General features: G+C 31.2%; 10 protein-coding genes and 1 pseudogene. 8 read left to right on the top strand and 3 right to left on the bottom strand.

The window, feature by feature from the left end:
* The first annotated feature begins 787 nt into the window (after positions 1-787).
* Together ppdK and glpX are read left to right on the top strand one after the other, a co-directional pair.
* Positions 788-3,454 (top strand): pyruvate, phosphate dikinase, encoded by a 2,667-nt coding sequence (ppdK, locus tag HSX44_RS02035; RefSeq protein WP_275602417.1) that lies wholly within the window; start codon positions 788-790, stop codon positions 3,452-3,454.
* 1,916 nt (positions 3,455-5,370) lie between these two features.
* Complete coding sequence (gene glpX, locus HSX44_RS02030; protein ID WP_275602089.1) at positions 5,371-6,300, top strand: class II fructose-bisphosphatase; 930 nt, start codon at positions 5,371-5,373, stop codon at positions 6,298-6,300.
* A gap of 913 nt (positions 6,301-7,213) precedes the next feature.
* Here the strand turns inward: glpX and ychF are convergent.
* The gene (gene ychF / locus HSX44_RS02025; RefSeq protein WP_275602088.1) at positions 7,214-8,308 is read right to left on the bottom strand and encodes a redox-regulated ATPase YchF; all 1,095 of its coding nucleotides are present in this window, start codon (positions 8,306-8,308) and stop codon (positions 7,214-7,216) included.
* A 1,010-nt stretch (positions 8,309-9,318) separates the two neighbouring features.
* Between ychF and HSX44_RS02020 the strand changes: the two genes are divergently transcribed.
* The 4 genes and pseudogenes from HSX44_RS02020 to HSX44_RS02005 all read left to right on the top strand — a co-directional run bounded on the left by HSX44_RS02020 (position 9,319) and on the right by HSX44_RS02005 (position 15,639).
* The gene (locus HSX44_RS02020; protein ID WP_275602087.1) at positions 9,319-10,599 is read left to right on the top strand and encodes a CCA tRNA nucleotidyltransferase; all 1,281 of its coding nucleotides are present in this window, start codon (positions 9,319-9,321) and stop codon (positions 10,597-10,599) included.
* Positions 10,600-11,995: 1,396 nt separating this feature from the next.
* Positions 11,996-13,014, top strand: a pseudogene (locus HSX44_RS02015) (Mrp/NBP35 family ATP-binding protein).
* A 51-nt stretch (positions 13,015-13,065) separates the two neighbouring features.
* The gene (gene ubiH / locus HSX44_RS02010) at positions 13,066-14,223 is read left to right on the top strand and encodes a 2-octaprenyl-6-methoxyphenyl hydroxylase (protein ID WP_275602085.1); all 1,158 of its coding nucleotides are present in this window, start codon (positions 13,066-13,068) and stop codon (positions 14,221-14,223) included.
* 255 nt (positions 14,224-14,478) lie between these two features.
* Positions 14,479-15,639 carry a multidrug effflux MFS transporter gene (locus HSX44_RS02005; protein WP_275602084.1) on the top strand — a complete coding sequence of 387 codons (1,161 nt, stop codon included), beginning with the start codon at positions 14,479-14,481 and terminating at the stop codon, positions 15,637-15,639.
* 1,242 nt (positions 15,640-16,881) lie between these two features.
* Here the strand turns inward: HSX44_RS02005 and HSX44_RS02000 are convergent.
* Entirely contained in the window at positions 16,882-17,043 is a 162-nt protein-coding gene (locus HSX44_RS02000; protein WP_275602083.1) for a hypothetical protein, read from the bottom strand.
* Between the two features lie 335 nt (positions 17,044-17,378).
* On the opposite strand from HSX44_RS02000, the gene HSX44_RS01995 reads away from it, so the two are divergent.
* A complete protein-coding gene (locus tag HSX44_RS01995) occupies positions 17,379-18,683 on the top strand; it encodes an adenylosuccinate synthase (RefSeq protein ID WP_275602082.1) in 1,305 nt (434 codons plus the stop codon).
* 1,619 nt (positions 18,684-20,302) lie between these two features.
* Here HSX44_RS01995 and HSX44_RS01990 read toward each other — a convergent pair.
* Entirely contained in the window at positions 20,303-21,031 is a 729-nt protein-coding gene (locus HSX44_RS01990) for a type I glutamate--ammonia ligase (protein ID WP_275602081.1), read from the bottom strand.
* 318 nt (positions 21,032-21,349) lie between these two features.
* On the opposite strand from HSX44_RS01990, the gene dnaA reads away from it, so the two are divergent.
* On the top strand, positions 21,350-22,741 hold the full coding sequence (gene dnaA, locus HSX44_RS01985) for a chromosomal replication initiator protein DnaA (protein WP_275602080.1): 1,392 nt from the start codon (positions 21,350-21,352) through the stop codon (positions 22,739-22,741).
* Positions 22,742-23,314: the final 573 nt, after the last annotated feature.

The raw sequence follows: 23,314 nt of genomic DNA, 5'->3' as shown, positions 1-23,314 counted from the left end.
AAGTTTTTTTCTTTTAATTTCTGCTGTATATAAAAAAAATGATACCACTTTTCTATTATACTCCTCAGTTATTCTTCTTTCGTTTTTATAAATTTTTGCATCTCAACAGATATGAAGTAAAGGTTCTTTAAGTTGTGTTCACTGGTGTTCTCATTCTGAATAATATAAATATAATTTGATTTGTGATTAGCCTTATCTGGAAAAATCCTTCAGTTATAACAGATATAAAGATGAATTTCTTGAGGTTATAATAATTATTGTCTCTTTGATCTACTTTTAACTTGTAGTAAATTTTAGCTACGTAACTGAGTATGCTTTCAAGATCTTTAGCTTATTGAACAACTAACTATGTTCTTACTGTATCTAGAGCTTAGAAAAGCTTTACAAGAAATATCAACAGTAACCCCGCTTTTTAACATCAATCTCAAAATCTAAATAAGTAGCTAAAAACTCATGTCCTAAATTGGAGTTAAACCAGCAAAGCCTAAAATGTCCTTTAAGGAAGAATTAGGGTAATCTTTATTTTTCTCAGTGTTAAGATGTTCTTATAGACAGAAAAATTATGCATAATATATCAAGAAACTTCAGAAGATCTATAAAAAGTCTTTAAAATGACATTGAATTATATATTCTCATTGAGAATCATTTAATGATTTGTTGTTTATACTTTACTGATCTTGTTATAAGAAACTCTGTTGCTAAGTTTTGTAAAATTTATTACCCTATGATTTCAAGTCCAGACGAGCTTATTGAAATCATATATAGTATATTTGTGAGTAAAGGACCAATGAGAGAAAAGTTGATATATTACTTTAGCCAAATTAAGTGTGAAGGTAATGCAGAAATGAAAAATCTGCTAGGAGGAAAAGGTGCAAATTTGGCAGAAATGTGTAAGATTGGTGTTCCCGTTCCACCTGGTTTCACAATCTCCACCTCTGCCTGTAAGCAGGGACTATCTGACAATTTGTGTAATGAAATCAAAAGATACATGGTGATGCTCGAAAGTGACGTTGGGTGTAAATTTGGAGGCTTGGATAATCCTTTATTAGTTTCTATACGCTCTGGTAGCGTAAATTCAATGCCGGGTATGCTTGATACAATTTTGAATGTTGGTCTAAATGATGTAACTGTTGTTGGACTTGCAAAAAAAAGTGGAGAACGCTTTGCCTATGATAGCTACTGTCGTTTCATCATAATGTACTCGAGTGTTGTACTGAAGCTTGACTATCACTTGTTTCAGAGTGTTATTGATAATGAAAAACAAAAGAGAGGAGTAAAAAATTTAGCTGACTTTAGTATTGATATTTTAAAGAAAATTATTACTCATTTTATGAAAATAGTGTATGAAAAAACTGGAAAACATTTTCCGCAGAGTGTTGAAGAACAGTTGTTCAGCTCGGTGAATGCAGTATTTTTTTCTTGGCAGAATGATAGAGCTGTTTCCTATAGAAAGATAAATAATATTCCTGAAGCCTTTGGAACTGCAGTTAACGTACAAGCAATGGTTTTTGGTAATTTAAATAATAATTCTGCGACTGGTGTGGTATTTACGCGTGATCCTTCAACTGGAGTAAAGAAATTTTTTGGTGAATTTTTGGTCAATGCTCAAGGTGAAGATGTGGTTTCGGGTATTTACACTCCTATGTCGATTAATGGGGAGCAAGAAAATACCATGGAAAAATTGATGCCAAGCGTGTATCGAGAATTGTGCGATGTATGTGAAAAACTTGAAGCACACTATAAAGACATGCAGGACGTTGAATTTACTGTCCAGGATGGTAAGTTATGGATTTTGCAAACTAGATCTGGTAAACGCACGGCTGAGGCTACCGTTCGTATAATAGTTGATATGGTAAGCGAAGGGGTGATTACAAAAGGAGAAGGGATATTAAGAATTAATCCAAAAATTTTTGATAGTTTATTGCATCCGGTTCTTGATATTAAAAGTGATCAAAAAATAATAGGAAAAGGACTGCCTGCTTCTCCTGGTGTTGCTTCTGGGTATGTGGTATTTAGTGCAAATGATGCAGAGAAAGCTGTAGAGCAGGGTAAAAAAGTAGTTTTGGTAAGGCCAGAGACGAGTTCTGAAGATATTAATGGAATGAATGCTGCAAGCGGTATAATAACAGCACGAGGAGGAATGACTTCACATGCCGCTGTTGTTACAAGAGGAATGGGTAAGCCGTGCATTTGTAGTGTAAACGGACTTTATCTAGATAAGGGAGGGAATTTCTTTTCTGTAGGGAATATAAAAGTAAAAAAAGGTGAACCAATTACCATCAATGGAGGGACAGGTGAGGTAATGCTTGGCATTCTTCCTACAATTTTACCTAGGTTATCACAGGAATTTAAAACAATAATTAACTGGGTAGATGGAATCAAAACGATTAAAATAAGAGCGAATGCTGATACCCCAAAAGATGCAAGGATTGCTAAGGAATTTGGTGCAGAAGGTATAGGTTTGTGTCGCACAGAGCATATGTTTTTTGTTCATGATAGAATTGAGTTTATTCAAAAATTGATAATAGCTGACGATAAAAATGAAAGAGCAAGTGCATTAAGTAAATTAGAAGAAATGCAAAAATCTGATTTTAAAGAAATATTTTCTATTATGGAGGGTAGAGAGATTACTATACGTTTGCTTGATCCACCTCTACATGAGTTTTTGCCTAGTGATCACTCTATTATAGAAGGGATTGCTAAGTCACTGAATAAGCCCGTTGAGTTAGTAAAAAATAAAATAGCACAGTTATCAGAAAAAAATCCAATGCTTGGCCACAGAGGTTGTAGGCTCGCCATTTCTTATCCTGAAATATATAGCATGCAAATTAGGGCGATACTCAATGCTGCGAATGAGTTAAAAGAAGAGAAAAAGGTAGAAGTTATGCCTGAAATTATGATCCCTTTTATCATGGATGAGAGAGAGTTTATTCTGATATGTGAGTTGATAAAAAAAGAATCTTCTGTTATTTTGGATAAAATCCAAGCACAGATTCCGATGTCATACACTGAAATGACATCAGGTAAGGCTTATTCAATTGGAACGATGATAGAGTTGCCACGAGCAGCATTGATTGCTGATAAATTAGCACAACACGCGGAATTTCTTAGTTTTGGCACTAATGATTTAACACAAACAACCATGGGACTTTCAAGAGATGATTCAGTAAACTTTCTTGATTCTTACAGGGAAAATAATATATTTGGAAACGATCCATTTGAAGTACTGGATATTGAAGGGGTAGGAGAGTTAATCAAAATAGCTACCGAGAGGAGCAAAAAAATGCGAAAAAAGATAAAACTTGGTGTATGTGGAGAGCACGGTGCAGATCCACAATCTATAGAATTCTTCATCAAATCAGGTGTGGATTACGTTTCATGCTCACCTTATAGAGTACCAATCGCAAAATTGGTGGCAGCGCAGTTTAGTGTTAAATCCAAATGTATTAGGTAAATTAAATTTTAGTATCACGTGCTGATTGGCAATGTGGGATTTTTTGCATGTAATCTAATAGTTATTAGAGATAAAACAGTAACAATGCCCATAACCAACTGTATCAAAAGTAACAGATAGAATTATTACAGTAGCAATGAATAATACTGTAATGTAACAACTTCAATAGTATCCTTTGCTAATGAGATGTAAAAACTCTCTTTGCTTTTTTGTACTTAGTTTCTTGTGTACTTGGTAAAGGGGATTGCTTTCTATAAGCTATCAGCTTTATTGCTGCTTAATATGGCTGTTAAAAGCTATATCTGTTTTTTTTGTTAGTGTAGAAGGCATTGGTTTATTACTAACATTTTCTTTATCATTGTTAGATCTTGTTTCGTTTTTTTATGCTTGGCACGGTAATAACTTGATTAATTTCTTGTTTCCTGTGCTGATTTGCATAATGCAATTTTCTTTTGATCATTCTATGTATTATAGAATTGTTGTTATTGCTATAGAATTACTTCTAATTGTTAATATTATCTATATAATTCTTTTCTGGAGTTTAACTTGATTGATCTGCATTAATATTTTGCAGTAGCATAACTTAGAATATCAATATTACTATTATCAGTATAAGAAATAACAGAGCCTAATATAGATTTCCTCTCCTCAGTTTTGATAATGTATATAATATTTTTCTTCTTGATCGATTATTGCATTAATAATGGTCATTCCTCTTTAAGAGAAGCTTTATAGTATCTAATTTTTCATATTTGATTGTGTCTGTACTCTAATAATGCGCTTTCCAGCTCAGTACTTTACTTATGCTTGCTCTGAAAGCTAATTTTTTTCCTGTTATCAGTTTTCGAAGCTGATTAAGTTTATCGTTCTAGCTATATTTAGATGAAATCTCGTAAATCGTTATCTAGCAGGGCAACTAACTAATACTTACAATTTTATGACTCCTGTTGGATTCTGCTCCTCGTTATTTTCTTTTATATCAGATGTGCTTTACTTATCTTTTTTATTTATTATTAATCTAAGCAGTGCAATTACTATATAAGTTAAGAAGTATATAGAATAATTAGGTTAAGTTTTGGAAATCTACTTTAACTTAAAGAGCTTGTTCTAAGAACTTCCTTAAATAGTAATTTGCTTTTTTTAGTTATTTCTGAAAGATTTCTTATATCAGCTTTTAATTTGTATGTATAATCTATCTATATATTCTAAAAGAAGTTTAATAACTATTGAATCATTACTACTACAATGGTATTACTTAGAATGTTAATTTTCCTCTATCCAAGAGGTTATTTATAACTTCAGCTTGTTCTTTTAAAGAATCTTATCATCTAATTGTTTATCTTCAATGATCTTGCTTAATATCTCTAATTTTCCTTTGTAACCTATATAATCTAAAAGTATTTTAACTTCCTGAACGTTGTCTTTATAAATAATTTTATTTAAAGCATTAAGTGTTTCTTTTTTATTTCTATTAAAAATTTGTTGCTATCTAAAAGTACCCTTTAAAGCATCAGCTTCTTTATTGTTACAGTGTAACTTAATTGATTTTGATACTTAATTTCATAAGCTATTCCAATTAGTTTTTAGAAATGTACTGCAGTCAATTGTATTACTGCTTACTTTAAAAAGATAGAACATTAGAAACAGTGTTTTTAGTATAGTATCCTCAAATGAATTAGCAATTTCTTCATCCATCTTTTTTTTCTTATGTTAGTTTTCACAAAACTCCTAAGCAGTTATCTCGGAGCTTTAAGTTGTAATTTCCTTTATTTTTTTATAAATTAAACTATCAGTTATGCCAGACCTTACCAAATATTGCTATGCCTATTTATATTGACTTTTTACAATTGGTTAGAGAATCTTGCAATTTCAGATGGCGTAATATATATTGAATACTTGTAATTCTTAAATAAATGATGGAAGATTTAGCTTACAAATTAATCAAAGTAACTGAAGCTGCAGCACTTGCTGCATATGAATTTGTTGGTTTAGGTAATGAAAATAAGGCTGATCAAGTTGCAGTTGATGCAATGCGAGCAGTGCTAAATTCCATGGAAGTAGATGGTACGATTGTAATTGGCGAAGGTGAGAGAGATAAAGCGCCAATGCTATATGTTGGAGAGAGGGTTGGTATAGGGAATGGTCCTGAGATTGATATTGCTGTTGATCCACTCGAAGGTACTACAATTTGTGCTCATTATAAACAAGGAGCAATGTCTGTTCTTGCTGCAACAAAAAAGGGTAATTTTTTGCATGCGCCTGATGTTTATATGGAAAAAATAGCAGTAGGAAGGGGTCTCCCGGAAGGGGTAGTTTCATTAAGAAATAGTGTTGAAGAAAATTTGGATAATCTAGCTAAGGCAAAAGGGTGTAAAATAAGTAACCTTGTAGTAACTGTGCTTAAACGTGAAAGGCATAATGAATTAATAGCAAAAATTAGAAAGTTAGGAGCGAAAGNTAAACTGATAGATGATGGTGATATTACTGCTGTAATTTCGCTAATAAATGGCAATCATGATATGTATATCGGAATAGGAGGAGCACCAGAAGGAGTGTTAACAGCTGCAGCACTCAGTTCAATCGGCGGACAGATAGAGGGAAGATTAATATTTGATACGTACCAGTTAAAGGAGAAAGCAAGAAGTTTAAATATTGAGGACCTAGAAAAAATCTACACCATAAAAGATATGGTAAGAGATAAATCAGTTTTTATTGTAACTGGAGTAACAAATGGAGAGCTTGTAGATGGAGTTAAATTTAGTCATAATACCTGTTTAATTAACTCTTTAATAATTCTACCTAATATGCTGACAAAGTTGCAAACGATAGAGAATTTGTGCCGGTAATGTTACACGCCTAAACTTTAGCTTTTACAAATACTGATACTAGATATATTGCTTATTATCCTCATTGTCTAATAGTTTAATAGTAGTGTAATGTTATAGTTATTGAAGGATCTTTCTCAAGAAAAGTTAGTTATGCAAAGAATTTTTCAAACGAGTATAAATTTGACAATGATCCTGAGGTACAAATAGTATTAGGTATTATAAAAAGGGCAATTCGTAGTAAGAATGAATGTATTTTTAGATATGAGATTAGCACAGAGGAATATGATACAAGAGAGTTTCTAAAATGAGAGATTTCGTATAGTGATGCTAGTTGCTTTCTTTAATGGACTANNAACAATGTACAAGATCAAGTTCACAATTTTCATTAATATCTTAATATTAATATTATTAATTTCGAGCTAATTTTAGAAATTAGTAGGTATTTTAGTAAAAATAAAAGAATAAAAGGAAAGAAAAGTAAAATAAAAAATATACATATACACAGTAATAGTAGAAATAGTAGCAATTCAGAAAAATGATAAGTAATAGAAAAGCTACTAGTTTGAAAAGTTTGCAATATGTACCATTGAGGTTGGTTGAATGTACAAGATGAGTCTAGAAAAAAACTAAACTATACTGTTGTTTTAAATATGAATTCTAATCAAGTTGATGTTAAGGAATCAGCTATTATTAGTAAAGATGTTGGACCAAAGGGTATTTTAGAATTAACCAAACAAAACGAAGCTATACTTATAAAGAGTAAAGCTTTGCCATGGAGTTTTAGGAGAATGTCTAAAGTAAGTGCCATATATGTAAGAATNTAGTTATGTTTGGCTTTGGTATATCTATCTAGCTCTGCTATTGACTAGAGAATAGCTGTAGAAGGTAGAGTTTTTTCCTCAAAAAGAAGCTGTTGCTAGTATCAGGTATGTTAAGCCTTGAACCTAAAGTGTATTATATCGCCATCTTGTACAATGTAATCTCTACCTTCGAAGCGGATTTTGCCTGCATTTTTGCAAGCTGATTCGCTTCCATATTTTATATGGTCTGCAAAGCTTATAGTTTCTGCTTTTATGAAACCTTTCTCAAAATCAGAGTGAATTACACCTGCTGCTTTATCAGCTGTTGATCCTATTTTTATCGGCCAAGCGTGTGCTTCTTTTGGCCCCACAGTAAAAAAAGTTATCATATTCAACACTTCATATATAATACGAGCTATTCCATTGAGTCCTGACTCTTGTAAGCCAAACTCTGATAAAAAACTCTGTTTTTCTTTTTCGTCTTCGAGATTTGCAATATCTGCTTCAAGTTTTGCTGAAATACAGTAGAATTTGCTCTTGCTCTCTTCTGCTATTTTTTCCACCTTTTTGGATAGTTCATTACCAGTTATGACACTTGAGTCTTCAACATTACAGACATATATAACTGGCTTCGTCGTCAGCAATTGAAGCAATTTCATTTCATCTTGATTTATGTTTCTTAAACTTCTTGCAGGTTTACCGAATTTCAAGCTAGTTAAAACCTCCTGCATTAAATCAAGTTGTTTCTTCTGCTCTTTATCACCTCGCTTTGCTTTTCTTTCCAGTTGAGGTAGTCTCTTTTCTATGCTATCAATATCGGCTAGAATTAATTCCATCTCCACTACTTCAGCGTCTGATATTGGATCTATTTTATTGTGCACGTGGCTGATATTGTCATCCGTAAAACACCTAATTAGGTGAATGATGGTATCAACTTCTCTGATGTGACTTAAAAACTTATTACCGAGTCCTTTGCCTTTACTTGCACCTCTTACTAAGCCTGCGATATCTACGACTTCTAACTGATTGTAGATTATCTTTTCTGAATTAACTATCGCTGCAATTTGCTTCAAACGCTGATCTTTTACTGTCACTTTGCCAACATTAGGTTCGATTGTACAGAAAGAATAATTTGCAGCTTCAGCTATGCTTGATTGTGTAAGTGCATTAAATAAAGTTGATTTTCCTATGTTTGGTAATCCTACTATGCCACAGTTAAAGCTCATATTTGCTATAAAAATTATAATTGTTGTACAATTTAAAAATTTTTGCTATACTTAATTATTAAGTTTTTATTTAAATAGAAACAATTAATATTATAGAGGAAAGATTGTGACTACAACTGATAAGTGGAGCTTGTTAAGTAGCTATATGATGTTAAAAATTTAAAAAGGCTGAGGAGCTTAAAACAGTAAATGGTATTCTTTAAGTGAGCAACTTTTGTCTTGGTAAATTCCATACTAGGAAGGCAATTATCAATGAAAGCTGTTTTTTTACTAATTTAAATAGGGTTTAAGTAATTAAGAGAGATAGTTGTAGGAGGTTTGTATAAAACAATCCTGCTAAGGTGGTTTACAAGTGCAATCGGCAATGATTTTGATAAGGCTAACGAGTAAATTTATAAGAATCGTGGAATTATTTATGATTAATGTATCAATATTACTGAAGAAGATGAATTCTAGAGTGCCTTAATATTAAAAGTAGAATACTTTATAAAAAAAATTGTGTGAAAATTACATATTATAGAAAATTTAAATAAGATGCAGGGTTCAAAAAATATAGATAAATACAAGTAAGGCTAATTATAACGACAGTGATGTCTTATATATAACAAATAAAAGTAGCGCTCATTTTGAACCATTGATTGATAAAAATGGAAGTTGAATAAAACAAAGGCAAGGTAGACTTTTACTAGTAAAAAAAACTTCAGTTAAGTGGGGATCTTAATGATGTTATAACGTTTTAATGTATAATGGAAAGGAGAGGTCGAAAAGGTATCTGAGAAAATATTGGCAAAAAATGTTAATGAATATAATAGGTAGGTTATAAAACGTTCTAAAGAACAAAACTTTTTTAAGCCCATCATATAATAACAGTATAGAAGAATTAAAAGTGACGTTTCATCAACAGCAATAAATACTTTGTAAGATAAATCTTCATAGTCCTATGTATTTTTGTATATGACTTTTTACAGATATTTTATATAGTATGAGCTGCAATATTATTACCAATCTAAATGCAAGTTGTTGACCATGAAACCAGTCTAATTATTAGTGCCATAGAAGAGTTTGGTGGTGAAATAAGGCTTGTTGGTGGATGTGTGAGAGATTCAATTCTGCAGCGCAATGTTCATGATATTGACTTAGCCACTAATCTATTTCCTGGTCAAGTGATTGAAGCACTAAAACTACGTAACATAAAAGCTATTCCAACCGGCTTGAAACACGGAACTGTTACTGCAATTTTAAATAAAAGATCCTTTGAGACTACAACACTAAGATGTGATATTGAATGTGACGGTAGACATGCAAAAGTGGAATTTACCAACGATTGGAAGGCTGATGCTTCAAGGCGTGACTTTACATTTAACGCTCTGTATGCAGATAAGTATGGTCATATATATGATTACTTTGGTGGTATTCAGGACTTAAAAGCACGAAGGTTAAATTTTGTAGGTGATGCTGAAGGCAGGATTAAGGAAGATTATCTGCGTATTTTAAGGGTGTTTCGTTTTCACGCTAAAATATGCGTTGGAGACTTGAGTGATGAAATATTGGACGTATGCAAAAAGCATTCACACATGATTCAAAACCTTTCTGGAGAGAGAATAAGAGAAGAAATGTTTAAGTTGCTGGAGTGCGACAATCCGGTTATGACTCTTAAGAGTATGCAGAAATCTGATGTTTTACAAAAAATTATTCCGAAAGAAGTAAAATGTGAAATTCTATCTTCGCCACTTCTTATTAATACTAAACTTCTTGCAGAGCCATCTGTTATTTCAGCATGTGATACTGTAATCCATACATCTTTCCTAGATCCCAATATTAGCTACTTAGATGATATCAAACCAATTGACGCGCTAACAAAATTAGCATTACTTCTTAGAACTACTGAAAAGAATGATCAGGTGCATCTTGGAGAATATGTAAGCAAGTTTTTACGTTTTTCGAACAAGCAAAAGAAAAAGCTATTATTTTTATTATCCAACAATATCAAAATAGAGCTTTCGGAAAGGAAGCAAAAAAAATACATATCTTTCTTTGGTAAAGAATTATATTGTGATTTAGTGAAAATTTATGGTGTTGAGTCTGGAAAGAATGTTGACAAGTATATTGAGTTTGCCAAAGCGTTTAATATTCCAGAATTTCCTTTGTCTGGTAATGATTTGGTAAACATAGGTCAACAACCAGGAAAAAGTTTAGGTAAAAACTTAGAGTTACTAAGACAACATTGGGAAAATAGCTCCTACACTTTAACAAAAGAAGAGTTGTTATTCTATGCTAAGAGATTGATCTAACTACTCTTTGATGGTTTAATAAACTAACATTTATAGTATTGCTAGCTCAGCTCATAAAAAAGCTAGGCTTTTTGTAGCTGTTTTGATTGACTCCATTTTGCTTAGTGAACTCTTTGCTTATTTCTTATAATTCTTTCTCTTTCTTTTTTCAATTTTTTTTTATCTAATTATCCTTTTTAGATATGATACCTTTTTGCTTCTTAACCTTACTTTTTAAACCTCTTTGCTTTGAACTACTAATTTCATATTTTCTTGATAGAATCTATTTTTCTATTATTGTGTATTTTTTTACTTTTTCAGCTTTTTTTAAAATTTTTAATTACTAGGTTAAAATTCTTTATTTTGTTCTTTTAAAGGAAATGTTTTATAAACGTTCAAGTTCTAATTCCTGACTTACAATTTTCTAATTGTTCATTTAATTTTTATTACCATCTTTGTAAATTTTATAATAATTATACTAAACTAATTAATTTTCATTATCTACTTCTTTATTATCTACTCCGATGCTAGAATAATCTTTTCAGTAAATCTATCTTACTGTAGAGTAAATTCCTTCATCTTCATTCATTATCTCACTCTCTTTTTCTGCAGCTTCAGGTTTTTAATCAAATTGAATGCTTTCATCTACTGTTTAAAGACTATCGGTATGAATCTTATCCTTTATACAACAAGCTTTAGGTAGAAATGTATATGTTTATAAATATATCAGACTTTTTATTATTTTGTTAATATCTTTATTTATTATCTTAACCCTTCACATTAACTACCTGAACAGGTCAAATTTGCAGAAGAGGTACTAAACTAATTTTCCATAATTCTGCTTGTTTTAATACTTTAACTCCTTTTACAATTAATGTCCTACTTCATGGATAAAAAACATATAGAGCTAAATTGAAAATCCACTAACTATATATCCCAGTTTTAAGCATTAAGTAAGTCTCTTATACTTTTTAAGTGTCCAAAAGTGAATATGTTTATGTATAGATCTATAGGTTCGCTTGAGTTGTGCTACTAAAGGTAGTTATATTTTATCTCTATCTTGTTGATTATTCTGTTTATTAACTGCGTTGAAAACCTCTTATGACCAGGAAAAATATAACGTTTTTCTCCTGTATTTTTATTGATAGTGATAGCAGAAGAATTTCTTATTTATAAAGCTCTCCTTGTAGATTATGGTATTAGAAACTTTGTTTAGAATATGTGTTGCAATACTCACCTCATTATACTTTCTCCAGAAAGAAAGGAAATATTTTTAAGAAGTTATATAACGGTAAAGCTTGAGTCCAGGTAGTTAAGCTTATTTATATCTGTTCTCTCCCATTGTTAAAAGACTACACTAAGATGATAGATAGAAATTGACTTTAAGCTGTAATGTTCGTACAGTATATACTAGGAGATATTAAGTATATTTAATGATCAATTAAGGAACCATAAAAGAGAATTTAAAAAAGTCATAGCAAAGGAAAGTGTTGATATAGTATCCTCAATTCTTATTACTAGTAGTAGAAATGTCAGTTTTGTTCTTGAAGTTTTTAGTGACATGCAAACACCGAATGAAGAATTGAGAAAAAGTTGTGAGTAAATTGTTAAGGNATACTAGGGGTAGGAAAGGTGACTATAGTTGCTACCAATCGAAAACAAGCTATGAAGCAGAGAGCTAAACTACATATTGATGGGGTGAAAAATATAATTGTTGTAGCTTCTGGTAAAGGAGGAGTAGGCAAGTCTACAGTTGCAATAAACCTTGCTCTTTCATTAGTAAAATTGAAACATAAAGTTGCATTGGTTGATGCAGATATATATGGTCCTTCAGTTCCTAAAATGCTTGGTGCTGAAAAATTAAAAGCGAAAATACAGGATGGCAAAGCAATACCTATAGAAAAGTATGGGTTACATACTATTTCAATTGGCTATTTTATTGATAAAGATCGTGCAGTAATATGGCGTGGACCCATGGTCACAAAAGTACTTTACAATTTGCTAATGGGAACGAAATGGTCGGATATAGAATATTTAATAATTGATACACCACCTGGAACTGGTGATGTACATCTAAGTCTGATGGAAAATTTTAACTTAACTGGAGCGGTGATAGTTTCAACTCCTCAGGAGCTTGCTTTGATTGATGTCCGTAGAATTTACGATATGTTTACAAAGCTCAGCGTACCAGTTATTGGTATTGTAGAAAATATGAGTTATTTTATTCAAGGCAACTCAAAAATATATGTTTTTGGAAAAGATGGCATAAGAAAAGTATCCGAGGAATTAAGAATAAAACTCTTGGGCAGAGTTCCTTTAGATCCGCAGATATGCAGTGCTTCTGATTATGGAAATCCCCTGATGTTAAGTGAGAATTTGATGAAGATTTATAAAAACATTGCTAAAGATATGGGGTCTTTTATATGCAATCTATAAAGGTTGTTTAAACTTTTTAAAGTAGGTAGGATGTAATTTAAAGGTCGGCAAATGAATTATGATGTAATTATTTCAGGTGGTGGGTTACTTGGTTTTATTGCTGCCATTGGTCTCAGCAATAACTCTGTATCTGTAGCTGTGATTGAAAAAAGTAATCTACAGCATGTAGTTAATGACAATCGAGCATTTGCTATTTCTCAAGGTTCGAGAAAAATATTGGAAAAGTTAGGAATTTGGCAGATCATAGAAAGTGAAGCAGAACCTATACTTGATATATTCATACTAGATGAAAATAGTCCGGTTACTGTACATTATGATCATAAAATAGTTAGTGAAGAACCAATGGGCTATGTTATCAGCAATACTGCTATATGGGATGCAATCAATAATAATTTTTTGAAAAAGTTAAACATATATTCTCCACTTTCCTATAAGACAATTATTTGTGATGCAGGATATGTAGAGGTTATTCTCGATAATGACCAGAAATTAATATCGTCGTTACTTATCTGTGCTGAGGGTAAAAACTCTAAATTACCGGAGCTATTTTCTATACCGGTAATGAAATTTGATTACAAGCAAAATAGCATAGTATTTAATGTAAAACATGAATTGAATCACCAAAATTTAGCTGTAGAAAGGTNTTTTCCTGGTGGTCCGTTTGCAATTTTGCCAATGAAGGGTGGCCATACTTCTTCAATAGTTTGGACAGAAAAATCTGAAGTTTCTAAAATGCTAATGAACTTAGCTGAAGAAGAATTTATTATAGAGCTCAAAAGAAGATTTGGCTCTTATTTAGGGGAAATTAGATTAGAGGGTAGAAGAAAATCTTATTCTTTGAGTTTTGTTTTTGCAAAAAGATTGTATAAAAGCAGAGTTTTGCTTATCGGTGATGCAGCACATTTGATTCATCCTGTTGCAGGTCAAGGACTTAATCTTGGAATTAGAGATATAGAAAGTATTATAAGGCAAATAACTGCTGTAAAAGCATATGGTATTGACATTGGTAGTAGTTACTTATTGAAAAAAATTTCATGTGATAGGTATTGTGATAATTTTACTATGGCGCTTGCAACTGATTGGTTAAATAGGATCTTTTCTAATAGAGTATTTTGCGCTAAAACACTGAGAAATCTTGGCTTAATGGTAGTTGAAAATTCAAATTTCCTTAAAAAACGCTTTATCCATTACGCTATGGGGTTTAGGTAAGATTTATATGTCAAAGACCTTGACTAAGGTGTAATTTCAGTGTTTCTTTACTTCTGTTGTTTAAGCTGACTCTTTATCTCAGAAAAACTCTTTTCTTTTTCTCACTTCTTCTTAGGCAAAGTTATCCTTCGAATAGCTATTTTCAGTTCTAGTAGTGATAAACTAATGTACTGATTAAGGAAAATTTATTATAATAAAGCTTCTGTAGCTCAGCGGAGCAATTAAGTGGCAATACAAAATATTATCTCTCTTATCATGATACTATCTGTAGCAATTGCCGATATAGCAACTGACCTATATTTAGTCGCATTACCGAGTATTGCTAATCATTTTAAGGTAGAAGGCAGTGTAGTTCAGCTTACTATTAGCTTAAACTTAGTTGGATTTGCGATATCTGGACTAATTTATGGTCCACTATCTGACTGCTATGGTAGGCGTCCGATCATGCTAATTGGTATGACAGTTTTTACTTTGGCGAGTATTATGTGTTGTATGGTTAATAATATTGTGCTCTTAATACTAATTCGCTTTATACAAGGAATAGGAGCTGGTGTTACAAGTGTTGTTGGGTATGCAGCAATAAAAGATATATACTCAGGTAGTGAGTATTCGAGGATGATTTCAAAATTAAATATGGTGGTAGCACTTTCACCTGGAATGGCACCAGTGGTAGGTAGTTATATAATTTCACACGGATATAACTGGAAATTTTTGTTTCTTATTATATCACTAGCAGCAATTATTATGCTTATTTTTATTTACTTTAAGTTACAAGAAACACTTGCTGTAAGTAAAAATAAAATTAGTATAGCTAATTTGCTTGTTGATATTTTCAAGCAATATATATCGATGTTTAGAAATTATCGTTTTCTTGGATTTTCGGCTATTCATGGATTAACTTTCATGTGGCTTTGGGCGTATGTTGCTAACTACCCTTTCATATTTGAGTCTATTGGTGTTGAAGTACAGTATTTCGGTTATTTCATATCAATGATAGTTATATTTTTCATAATCGGAGCTTTGGTTAATAGAAAGTGTGTGCCAGAAATAGGTGTTAGCCGAATGTTAATAATAGGTTTAATATTGCCAATAATACCTGAGAGTTTATTAGCGTATTTTNACTCTATAAACAAGTTAAGTATGTTTGTTCTTCAAATTATTTGGATTCCAAGTAATATAGGTCTTGCACTTGTAATAAGCAATAACGTAACTTCTGCGTTGGAAACAATTAAAGGTATAGGACTTGGCAGTGGAGTTCTCTCATTCTGTAATATGATGTTCGGGGCTATCGGAATATATATAATAGGGAAGTTTTTTTCTTACTGCGTTTTGTCGAATGCACTGTTAACAATTGCATGTTCTACAACTGCAGTTCTTATATACTGTTTACTTGAATATACTAAAAAGTATTCTTAAGCCTAATAACGAGAAGTAGTCAAAGCCTAACTAAGATAAAAAGGTATTTATTCAAAAGTGTGATTAATATATAAATATTGAAGTGAAAATGCTATTCATAAGAATAGCTGATACCTAAAATACGGAAAACTTAATTTTAATTAAGTGACTGCATTCAGATTGCAGTGCCTAGCATATAGATCTACTGTTTAAGTATCAAGATAAAGGTTATTATTTTTTGTTATGGCATTTAAATAGACGATGATTTTCCTCGTTACAGCAATTAAAGAGATTTAAACAGTCCTGCGAGAGTTACTAAACGCTGGTAAAGTATTTTTCGTTTTTCTGTTATGGATAGATAGTAACCATAACAGATATGTATAATATTTTTTAAGTATAAAATCTGTCGCCTATGATTTGAATTTACTAACTTTTTATATAAATCGTACAATAGTTAAATTATGTCGTTTTTAATATGAAAATTATATGCCTGATTATGAAAGTTTAACACAAGGACAAAAGGATTGGTACAATAAATCATTATATATACTGTTTACTAGAGCAAAGTTATCACTAGCAGAAAAATATATAATCAGAGAGAGCTATTAAGACGATTAAAGAAAATAAAAAAGAAGCTCACCATATTGTAGAAACGCTCTAAAAAATGATTTACTGTAAGTTATTTCTATCAATTTAGATAGAACTGAAATTCTTAATTCTACTGCGTAAGTATCAATGTTTGTTTTTCTTATAATTCATGATGATGAAGATTATTACGGGGAGTTGATTTTATCTTAAAAAATTAAAGATAATTACAGATACTTTATGTAATATTATCAATATTTTTGACTATAGTTAGTATAACTATAGCTACTGCATTGGCAATTAGAGTTATTACTCTAAGTGACATTGAATATACAAGATCAAAGTCTAGTGTTAAATTAAGTGTTCTGGGAGACAAAGTAGCATATAATATTAACTCTATTAAATAGCTATTTGTAATCTTGTCCAGAGAAATGAAGAGAAAATTTGGAATGTTTTTATGAAAAAAGAGTATTCAATAAACCATACTATACTATGTTGGGTTCAAAAAAGATGAGTAGTAAATTGTTCAATTTCTTCTACTTTTTCGAGATTAGTATTTATGGCAATATACAATGTAAAGTCTAAGAGAGCTGATCAGCTTTCATGTATACGATGCTACTTGTAATAATATTATACTAACATTAGTTATAACTGGTTGAAATGCTGCTTTTGGGGATTTTATGAAAAATTTTTTATCAAATCTATTACACAGTTTTGTTTCAGTAGAAGAAGGATTATCAGTACGTTTGGTTCTTGCTCGTTGATTTTTTCTATCAACGGATAGTTGATTCTATAGCAATTTCTATCAAGAAGTTTCGAGCTTTTTCGCCACTTCCACATGCAGGTTGTTTCTATATGAAGATCTTTATTGTTTTTTATATAATAAACTATCAGTTTTTGTAGATTCTGTATAAGAGATATCTTCCTGGATTTTGAAACTCTAAGTGTTTTGTTCAACATTGAGATGAGAGTTTCTTGTTGTTTTAATTTGCAGAAATTAGAGATAATTAAATACATTCAGCTTTATGATAAAAGAGCTACTCAATTTGTTGAGAAATTTTTAAAATACACTTTACTAAAAGTTTGTTATATAGCTATGCAGTAGTAGGTTTATTTTATTCCTTGTCATTTGTAGTGTACTGCGTTAATATTTACATGTTGATCAGAAGGTATTGATGAATAACATTGTAATTGTCGGCTTACAGTGGGGTGATGAAGGAAAAGGTAAAATGGTAGACTATCTTTCTGAGAACGCTGGTGTGGTTGTTAGATTCCAGGGGGGAAATAATGCAGGGCATACTATAGTAGTAGATGGTGAAGTTTATAAATTAAATTTGCTGCCTTCTGCTATTTTAAGGACAAGCAAGATATCCATTATAGGAAACGGTGTTGCTCTTGATTCACATGCCCTAATCTCAGAAATAGAGTTATTAAAAACTAGAGGAATAGATGTCAACCCTAACAATTTGATGATCTCTGAGAGCTGCCCATTAATACTCAGTGTACATAAGGATAAGGAAAAGTTATTTGAAAATTTAAACGGGAATTATAAAATTGGCACAACAAACAAGGGAATAGGACCATGTTATGAAGATAAGGTTGGAAGAAGAGCTATACGCCTTTGCGACTTAGAAAATGCAGATGAGCTTAATAGAAAGGTTGATACTCTTTTAAGTTACCACAATGCTATCAGAAGGAGCTTAAGCTGTCAGGTAGCAAAAAAAGGGGAAATATTAAAGGAAATTGAAGAAGTCTCAAAAAAAATTCTTCCGTATAAGAAACCAGTATGGAGAATATTGAACGATCTCATAAAAGAAGGCAAGGAAATAATATTTGAAGGCGCTCAAGGCACATTTTTAGATATCGACCATGGGACATACCCTTTTGTTACTTCAAGCAATACTGTGGCATCGCAAGCAATAACAGGTTCAGGATTCTCTTCCAATGCTTATGTTATCGGTGTAGCAAAAGCTTATACTACAAGAGTAGGCAACGGTCCATTTCCTACTGAGCAAAAAAATGAACTAGGAGATAGCTTATTTTCTATAGGTAAAGAGCTTGGAACAGTAAGTAATAGGAAAAGACGCTGCGGTTGGTTTGATGCAGTTTTGGTACGTCAAGCAGTACAACTCTCTGGAGTTTCAAGTGTTGTATTAACTAAGCTAGACATTCTTGATTCTTTCGACAGAATTAAAATATGTACTGGTTATGAGTACAATGGAAGGGTGTACGATTATTTACCTGCATCACATTCAATACAGGGAAAATTAGAGCCAATATATGAAGAATTTCCTGGCTGGAAAGAAAGAACTCAGGGCAAAAGGTTGGTTAAAGAGTTACCTACAAATTTAATAAAATATATAAGAAGAGTAGAGGAATTAATAGGTGTGCCAATTCATTTAATTTCAACTAGTCCAAAAAGGGAGGATGTTATTAAGCTTAGGGATTTTAAACTTTCTAAAAGAGCTCTTATATCTTAATTAACTATTACCCAGTAAAAATTGCTTGTTTAACGAAAAAGTATTTGTGTTACCTTTAGTGGAGTTTGTTAATTAAAATGGCTTTGTGCTATAAATTTATGGCAAGGGTTAATTCAGTATGTAGAGAGGAGTGAAAGAGTTAAATTCAAGTTTAATACTTGTAGTTATTTTCAACTTAGTTAAGATTTATAATCAAAGTTAACATAAAGAAGGTTTTGTTAGCTTTAAAGTATGATTATTTATTTTGAGGTAGAGAAAAGTAAAGCAGTGAGCGTGGGAAAAGTAAGTAATCTTTTTAGAAGATGATCTTGTTTCATACTTTAGAGTAGTTCTTATTTCAAATGGGACAAATAACTTGTTAAAATTAAATAATGAATTATATCCACTGAATATAATGATGCAAAAAAGCTTAAAGTAGAGATTATAATAATATTAAGTTACTTATGAGTAGTATTGGTGAAAATAGGAGAGAGTGGATCTTTGCATGAGAAAGAACTAAAAGCATTATAATCTTGCAGAAGATTTTTATATAACACCTGGCTTTATTAATTATGGAGAATTACGTTTGTTATTGAGTAAGTGGGATAATAGAAGATTTTACACAACAAAATTTAGTAGCAAGATCCTCCTTTGATGATTTATGAAAAACAAAAAGAGCTTCACTACTATATTAGAAAATCTTGGGTGGCGTGTTTATAATCTAATAATCAATAAAATTTTTAAATAAAAGTATATTATTAGAATAATAAATGGAAAAGGTAGACCTTTTAGTGAGGGCTTTTTGAGAAAGTGTAGGTAATTAGATAGAATTAGTAAAAAAGTGGGAAGTTACAAGCAGGTATTAAAAAAAGTAGTTTTTTGAATTTACTATGAAGAAACTTTAAAGTAGATAAAATCTTCAGTGCTAATCTTATTGGCTGTAATAGAAGTGAGCTGATTAAGGTTAGTGCTATTTTATAGCAAGAAAAAAATGTTGGTGGGTTGGATGCTATTGTGGTAACACTTATCGAAAAAGTGAGAAGAGAAATCATAAATTAAAAAAAAGGATATAATTCTATATTATTGTTTGATGTCATATTTAAAAGTATGTTGGTAGTAATCTTACTTCTACTACTGATAATGATTTGTTAGTTCAAACAGAAATTACTTTATAGTACGTAACAGACTGGAGTTAGAAAATCAAAAATTATGAGAAAGGTTAGAGAAAGAGTTTAGCAAACTAAAAGAAGAGGAAATGGTATTAGAAAATTAGTTAGAAGTAACTCATAGAGTAGCTGAGAGAAAAATTAAAGAGTTTTTGAAAGAGAAAAAAATCGTACTTTTTGAAAAACTGATGTGAATGTAAATATAGTCAGCGTATGACATTACAGTGAATGGTAAAAGGTTTGTCTGGTAGACATCTTTAAATGTAATGTTTAACTAACTTACATATAGAAAACGGGTGTTATCTTTACAGTATAACGAAGAATTAAAAGAAACAATAACAATAAGTGGAAAAGATGGAGTAAAGAAATGTGTTTAGCATGACAGTATGTAAAATATTTAGAAATATAATTTAATTAATTAATTTATTAAATTAAGTAAACATAATACTTATATGGTAGTAAAATGATTGAGACTTATATTAAACTTTCCATCTTATACTGGGGATCAGATGCAATTCCGTATACTCTATTTGGTGGGATGATTTTATTCTCTATCCCAAAAATGATACCTTCAATTATAGCTATAAGTACTTTTTCAAGATTGCAATCTGCTCCGGGAACGCGGTGTTCTAAGCGACATTTGCTGTTGGAACTTAAAGTCCTAATCGCAGCAGTTCTATTATTCACACCCCAACTGACTGTAGTTGGGGTGTGAATATCTGGGTATTGAAATCTGAGATATGAATCATTGTTAGGGGCGAAGAATAACATATCTTTTTTCATCATAGCACATAATCCACCAATACTATGAATCAAGAAATCACTGTACTTTTGTTCACTGCAATAAAATAAGTTGCTGTTATGTAAATTAACTAAGTTAACATGCACATTTAATGCACTACCTGCTCTGTCTAAGTAAGGTTTTGCTTTAAAGGAAGTATTACCACCAAGTTTTTGTGCTGTTTCAGTAATTAATCCTTTTACTAACTCAAAGTGTTTAATTAAGTCATTAAAGTTCGTATAACAACTACTTTTTATCTCATATTGGTGTATAGAGGTCTCTTTCTCACAGAAAAAACCAAGTAAGGCTATTTTATCTTTAGCATTGCTGAGAAATAAGCACTCTTTCTCTATTCCTTCGATATAAAATTCTAGCTCAATACCAAATTGAATATAATAATTTAAATTGCTTAATATATTCATGAATTTATTTCAGTAAGTTTATATTAAGTTAGCCATATTTATACTGGCACTTTACTTTTTTGCCAATATATTCAATACCATATTTATATATAATATATTATTGNTTTTTAGTACACTGCTAAGCGCTTAAGGATGAGTGGAGTTCATTTATTGAAAGAAAATAAGATTTAATTTTAGTGCTTTTATACCCTTTACAACTCATCAAAAATCATCATAATTTTTAGTGTGTATTGAGTAGTGTTAGCTTTTCACTTTGCAACAAAATTATTGATTACCTTTTGTTTTTCTAATTATTTACTTTTTTTCTTGGTGTAGTGTATGAGCTTAATTAACTCTAAGGTTTCTGCTATGTTTTTTGACCAAGTTGTTACAGTGACAGATCACAATGTTACTTGGGAAAAAATCCAGAATTGTCTTTATAATCTTTATGGGAAGGCGACATATAATAGCTGGCTAAGTTCACTTAGATTTGTCAGTAGTAGCAATGAAGAAGTTTTGTTATCTGTACCAACAAGGTTTATAAAGGAGTGGATTACAGTTCATTATATAGAGAAGATACTATCTTTATGGCAAAATGAGGATAAAAATATACGTTCTATTGATATTCGAGTAACCGGGGAGGAAAAGGATTTAAGTTCTAATGCTATAGCAAAGAGTAAGGAAGAGAGTAATAATCATAGCCTTGGTTCACCGCTGGATCCGAGATTTACTTTTGATAACTTTGTAGTAGGAAAGCCAAATGAGCTAGCGTTTACAGCTGCGAAACGTGTGGCAAAGTCTATAGTAGATCCAATATCAGGTAGCAACCCTTTGTTTCTATATGGCGGGGTAGGGCTTGGTAAAACACACCTAATGCATGCTATAGCTTGGTACATAGTCAATTCTCTTCCAGCAAAAAGAAAAGTAGTATATTTATCGGCGGAAAAATTCATGTACCAATATATTACAGCACTAAGGAGTAAAGATATCATGTTGTTTAAAGAACAATTTAGATCGGTAGATGTATTGATGATAGATGATGTGCAGTTTATTAGTGGTAAAGATAGTACGCAAGAAGAGTTTTTTCATACTTTTAATGCATTGATAGACCAAAATAAGCAATTGGTTATATCGGCTGATAGATCTCCTAGCGATCTTGACGGAGTAGAGGAGAGAATAAAATCCCGTCTTGGTTGGGGGTTGGTAGCAGATATTAATGAAACGACTTTTGAATTAAGACTTGGTATATTGCAGATCAAGGTGGAACAAATGAATATATATGTTCCGGATGATGTCCTAGAATTTCTAGCAAAAAACATAAAATCTAATATAAGAGAATTAGAGGGAGCCTTAAATAAAGTTGTCCATACTTCATTGATCGGAAGAAGTATGACAGTAGAATCAGCCAGTGAAACTCTAGCAGATCTTCTTAGATCAAATCATAAGCCAATTACAATAGCAGAAATACAAAAAAAGATAGCTGAGTTTTTTAATATAAAAGTTGCAGATATGCACTCTAATAGAAGACTCCGTGCTCTTGTAAGGCCGAGGCAAGTAGCTATGTATTTTGCTAAAAAGTTTACACAAAAAAGTTTTCCAGATATTGGAAGGAGCTTTGGTGGTAGAGACCATGCTACTGTTATACATGCAGTAAAACAGATAGAAAATTTTATAAGGACTGACTCAAATTTTGCTGATGAAATTAATCAGTTGAAAAAAATGTTTAAGTAGACTTTTTAAAAGTTAGATTATATATAGGTCTTAGTACTATGTTTTTAGGTTAAGAAAATGTTGTAGTGAATTTGATGTAGGGAAAGGAAAAAGAGAATGTAAGTTCTCTTAAATTTAATAAAAAAGTAAGTAGCCTACATAACGAAAAAGAGCAGTTTATTAATCAATAAAGTTCAAGGAATTTTTTTAATAAAAAAATAGGTAAAATCTCATCAACTATAATAGGGTTGATAAAAAAGGAGGAAAAAGCTGCAAGGTTTATTATTAGTAAAAGCTACAATATTGGAGAACATAGAAATTGATAATTATAGTGTAGAAACGATGTATCAATTGGAAGTAGTAGAATTTATGAAAAAGGTGCATAGTAAATCTTTGGCCTTATTTAAAGGTACCTTACAAATTAATTGTAGAGTTTTGAAGAAATTCAGAAGCGTTAAGTTATTGAATAGTGGCTGCACTAATCTGCCTAACATTATAGAAAATATGTATAAAAGCTGACAACAGTTACATAGTTAATTTTATATAGAATTTAAAAAGGAATATAGAGCCTTAGATTAACAAAAAGGCACTTAT

The sequence above is a fragment of the Wolbachia endosymbiont of Onchocerca gibsoni genome (assembly GCF_029169405.1).
Taxonomy (GTDB): Bacteria; Pseudomonadota; Alphaproteobacteria; order Rickettsiales; family Anaplasmataceae; genus Wolbachia.
The sequence above is the reverse complement of the archived record's forward strand: the minus strand, read 5'-3'. Positions and strand labels throughout refer to the sequence as shown.

What these genes read in the sequence shown, in the direction of transcription:
- ppdK (WP_275602417.1), top strand. Translation starts at nt 788, where the DNA reads ATGAGAGAAAAGTTGATATATTACTTTAGCCAAATTAAGTGTGAAGGT.
- ychF (WP_275602088.1), bottom strand. Translation starts at nt 8,308, where the DNA reads ATGAGCTTTAACTGTGGCATAGTAGGATTACCAAACATAGGAAAATCA.
- HSX44_RS02020 (WP_275602087.1), top strand. Translation starts at nt 9,319, where the DNA reads ATGCAAGTTGTTGACCATGAAACCAGTCTAATTATTAGTGCCATAGAA.
- HSX44_RS02000 (WP_275602083.1), bottom strand. Translation starts at nt 17,043, where the DNA reads ATGTGGAAGTGGCGAAAAAGCTCGAAACTTCTTGATAGAAATTGCTAT.
- HSX44_RS01995 (WP_275602082.1), top strand. Translation starts at nt 17,379, where the DNA reads ATGAATAACATTGTAATTGTCGGCTTACAGTGGGGTGATGAAGGAAAA.
- HSX44_RS01990 (WP_275602081.1), bottom strand. Translation starts at nt 21,031, where the DNA reads ATGAATATATTAAGCAATTTAAATTATTATATTCAATTTGGTATTGAG.
- dnaA (WP_275602080.1), top strand. Translation starts at nt 21,350, where the DNA reads ATGAGCTTAATTAACTCTAAGGTTTCTGCTATGTTTTTTGACCAAGTT.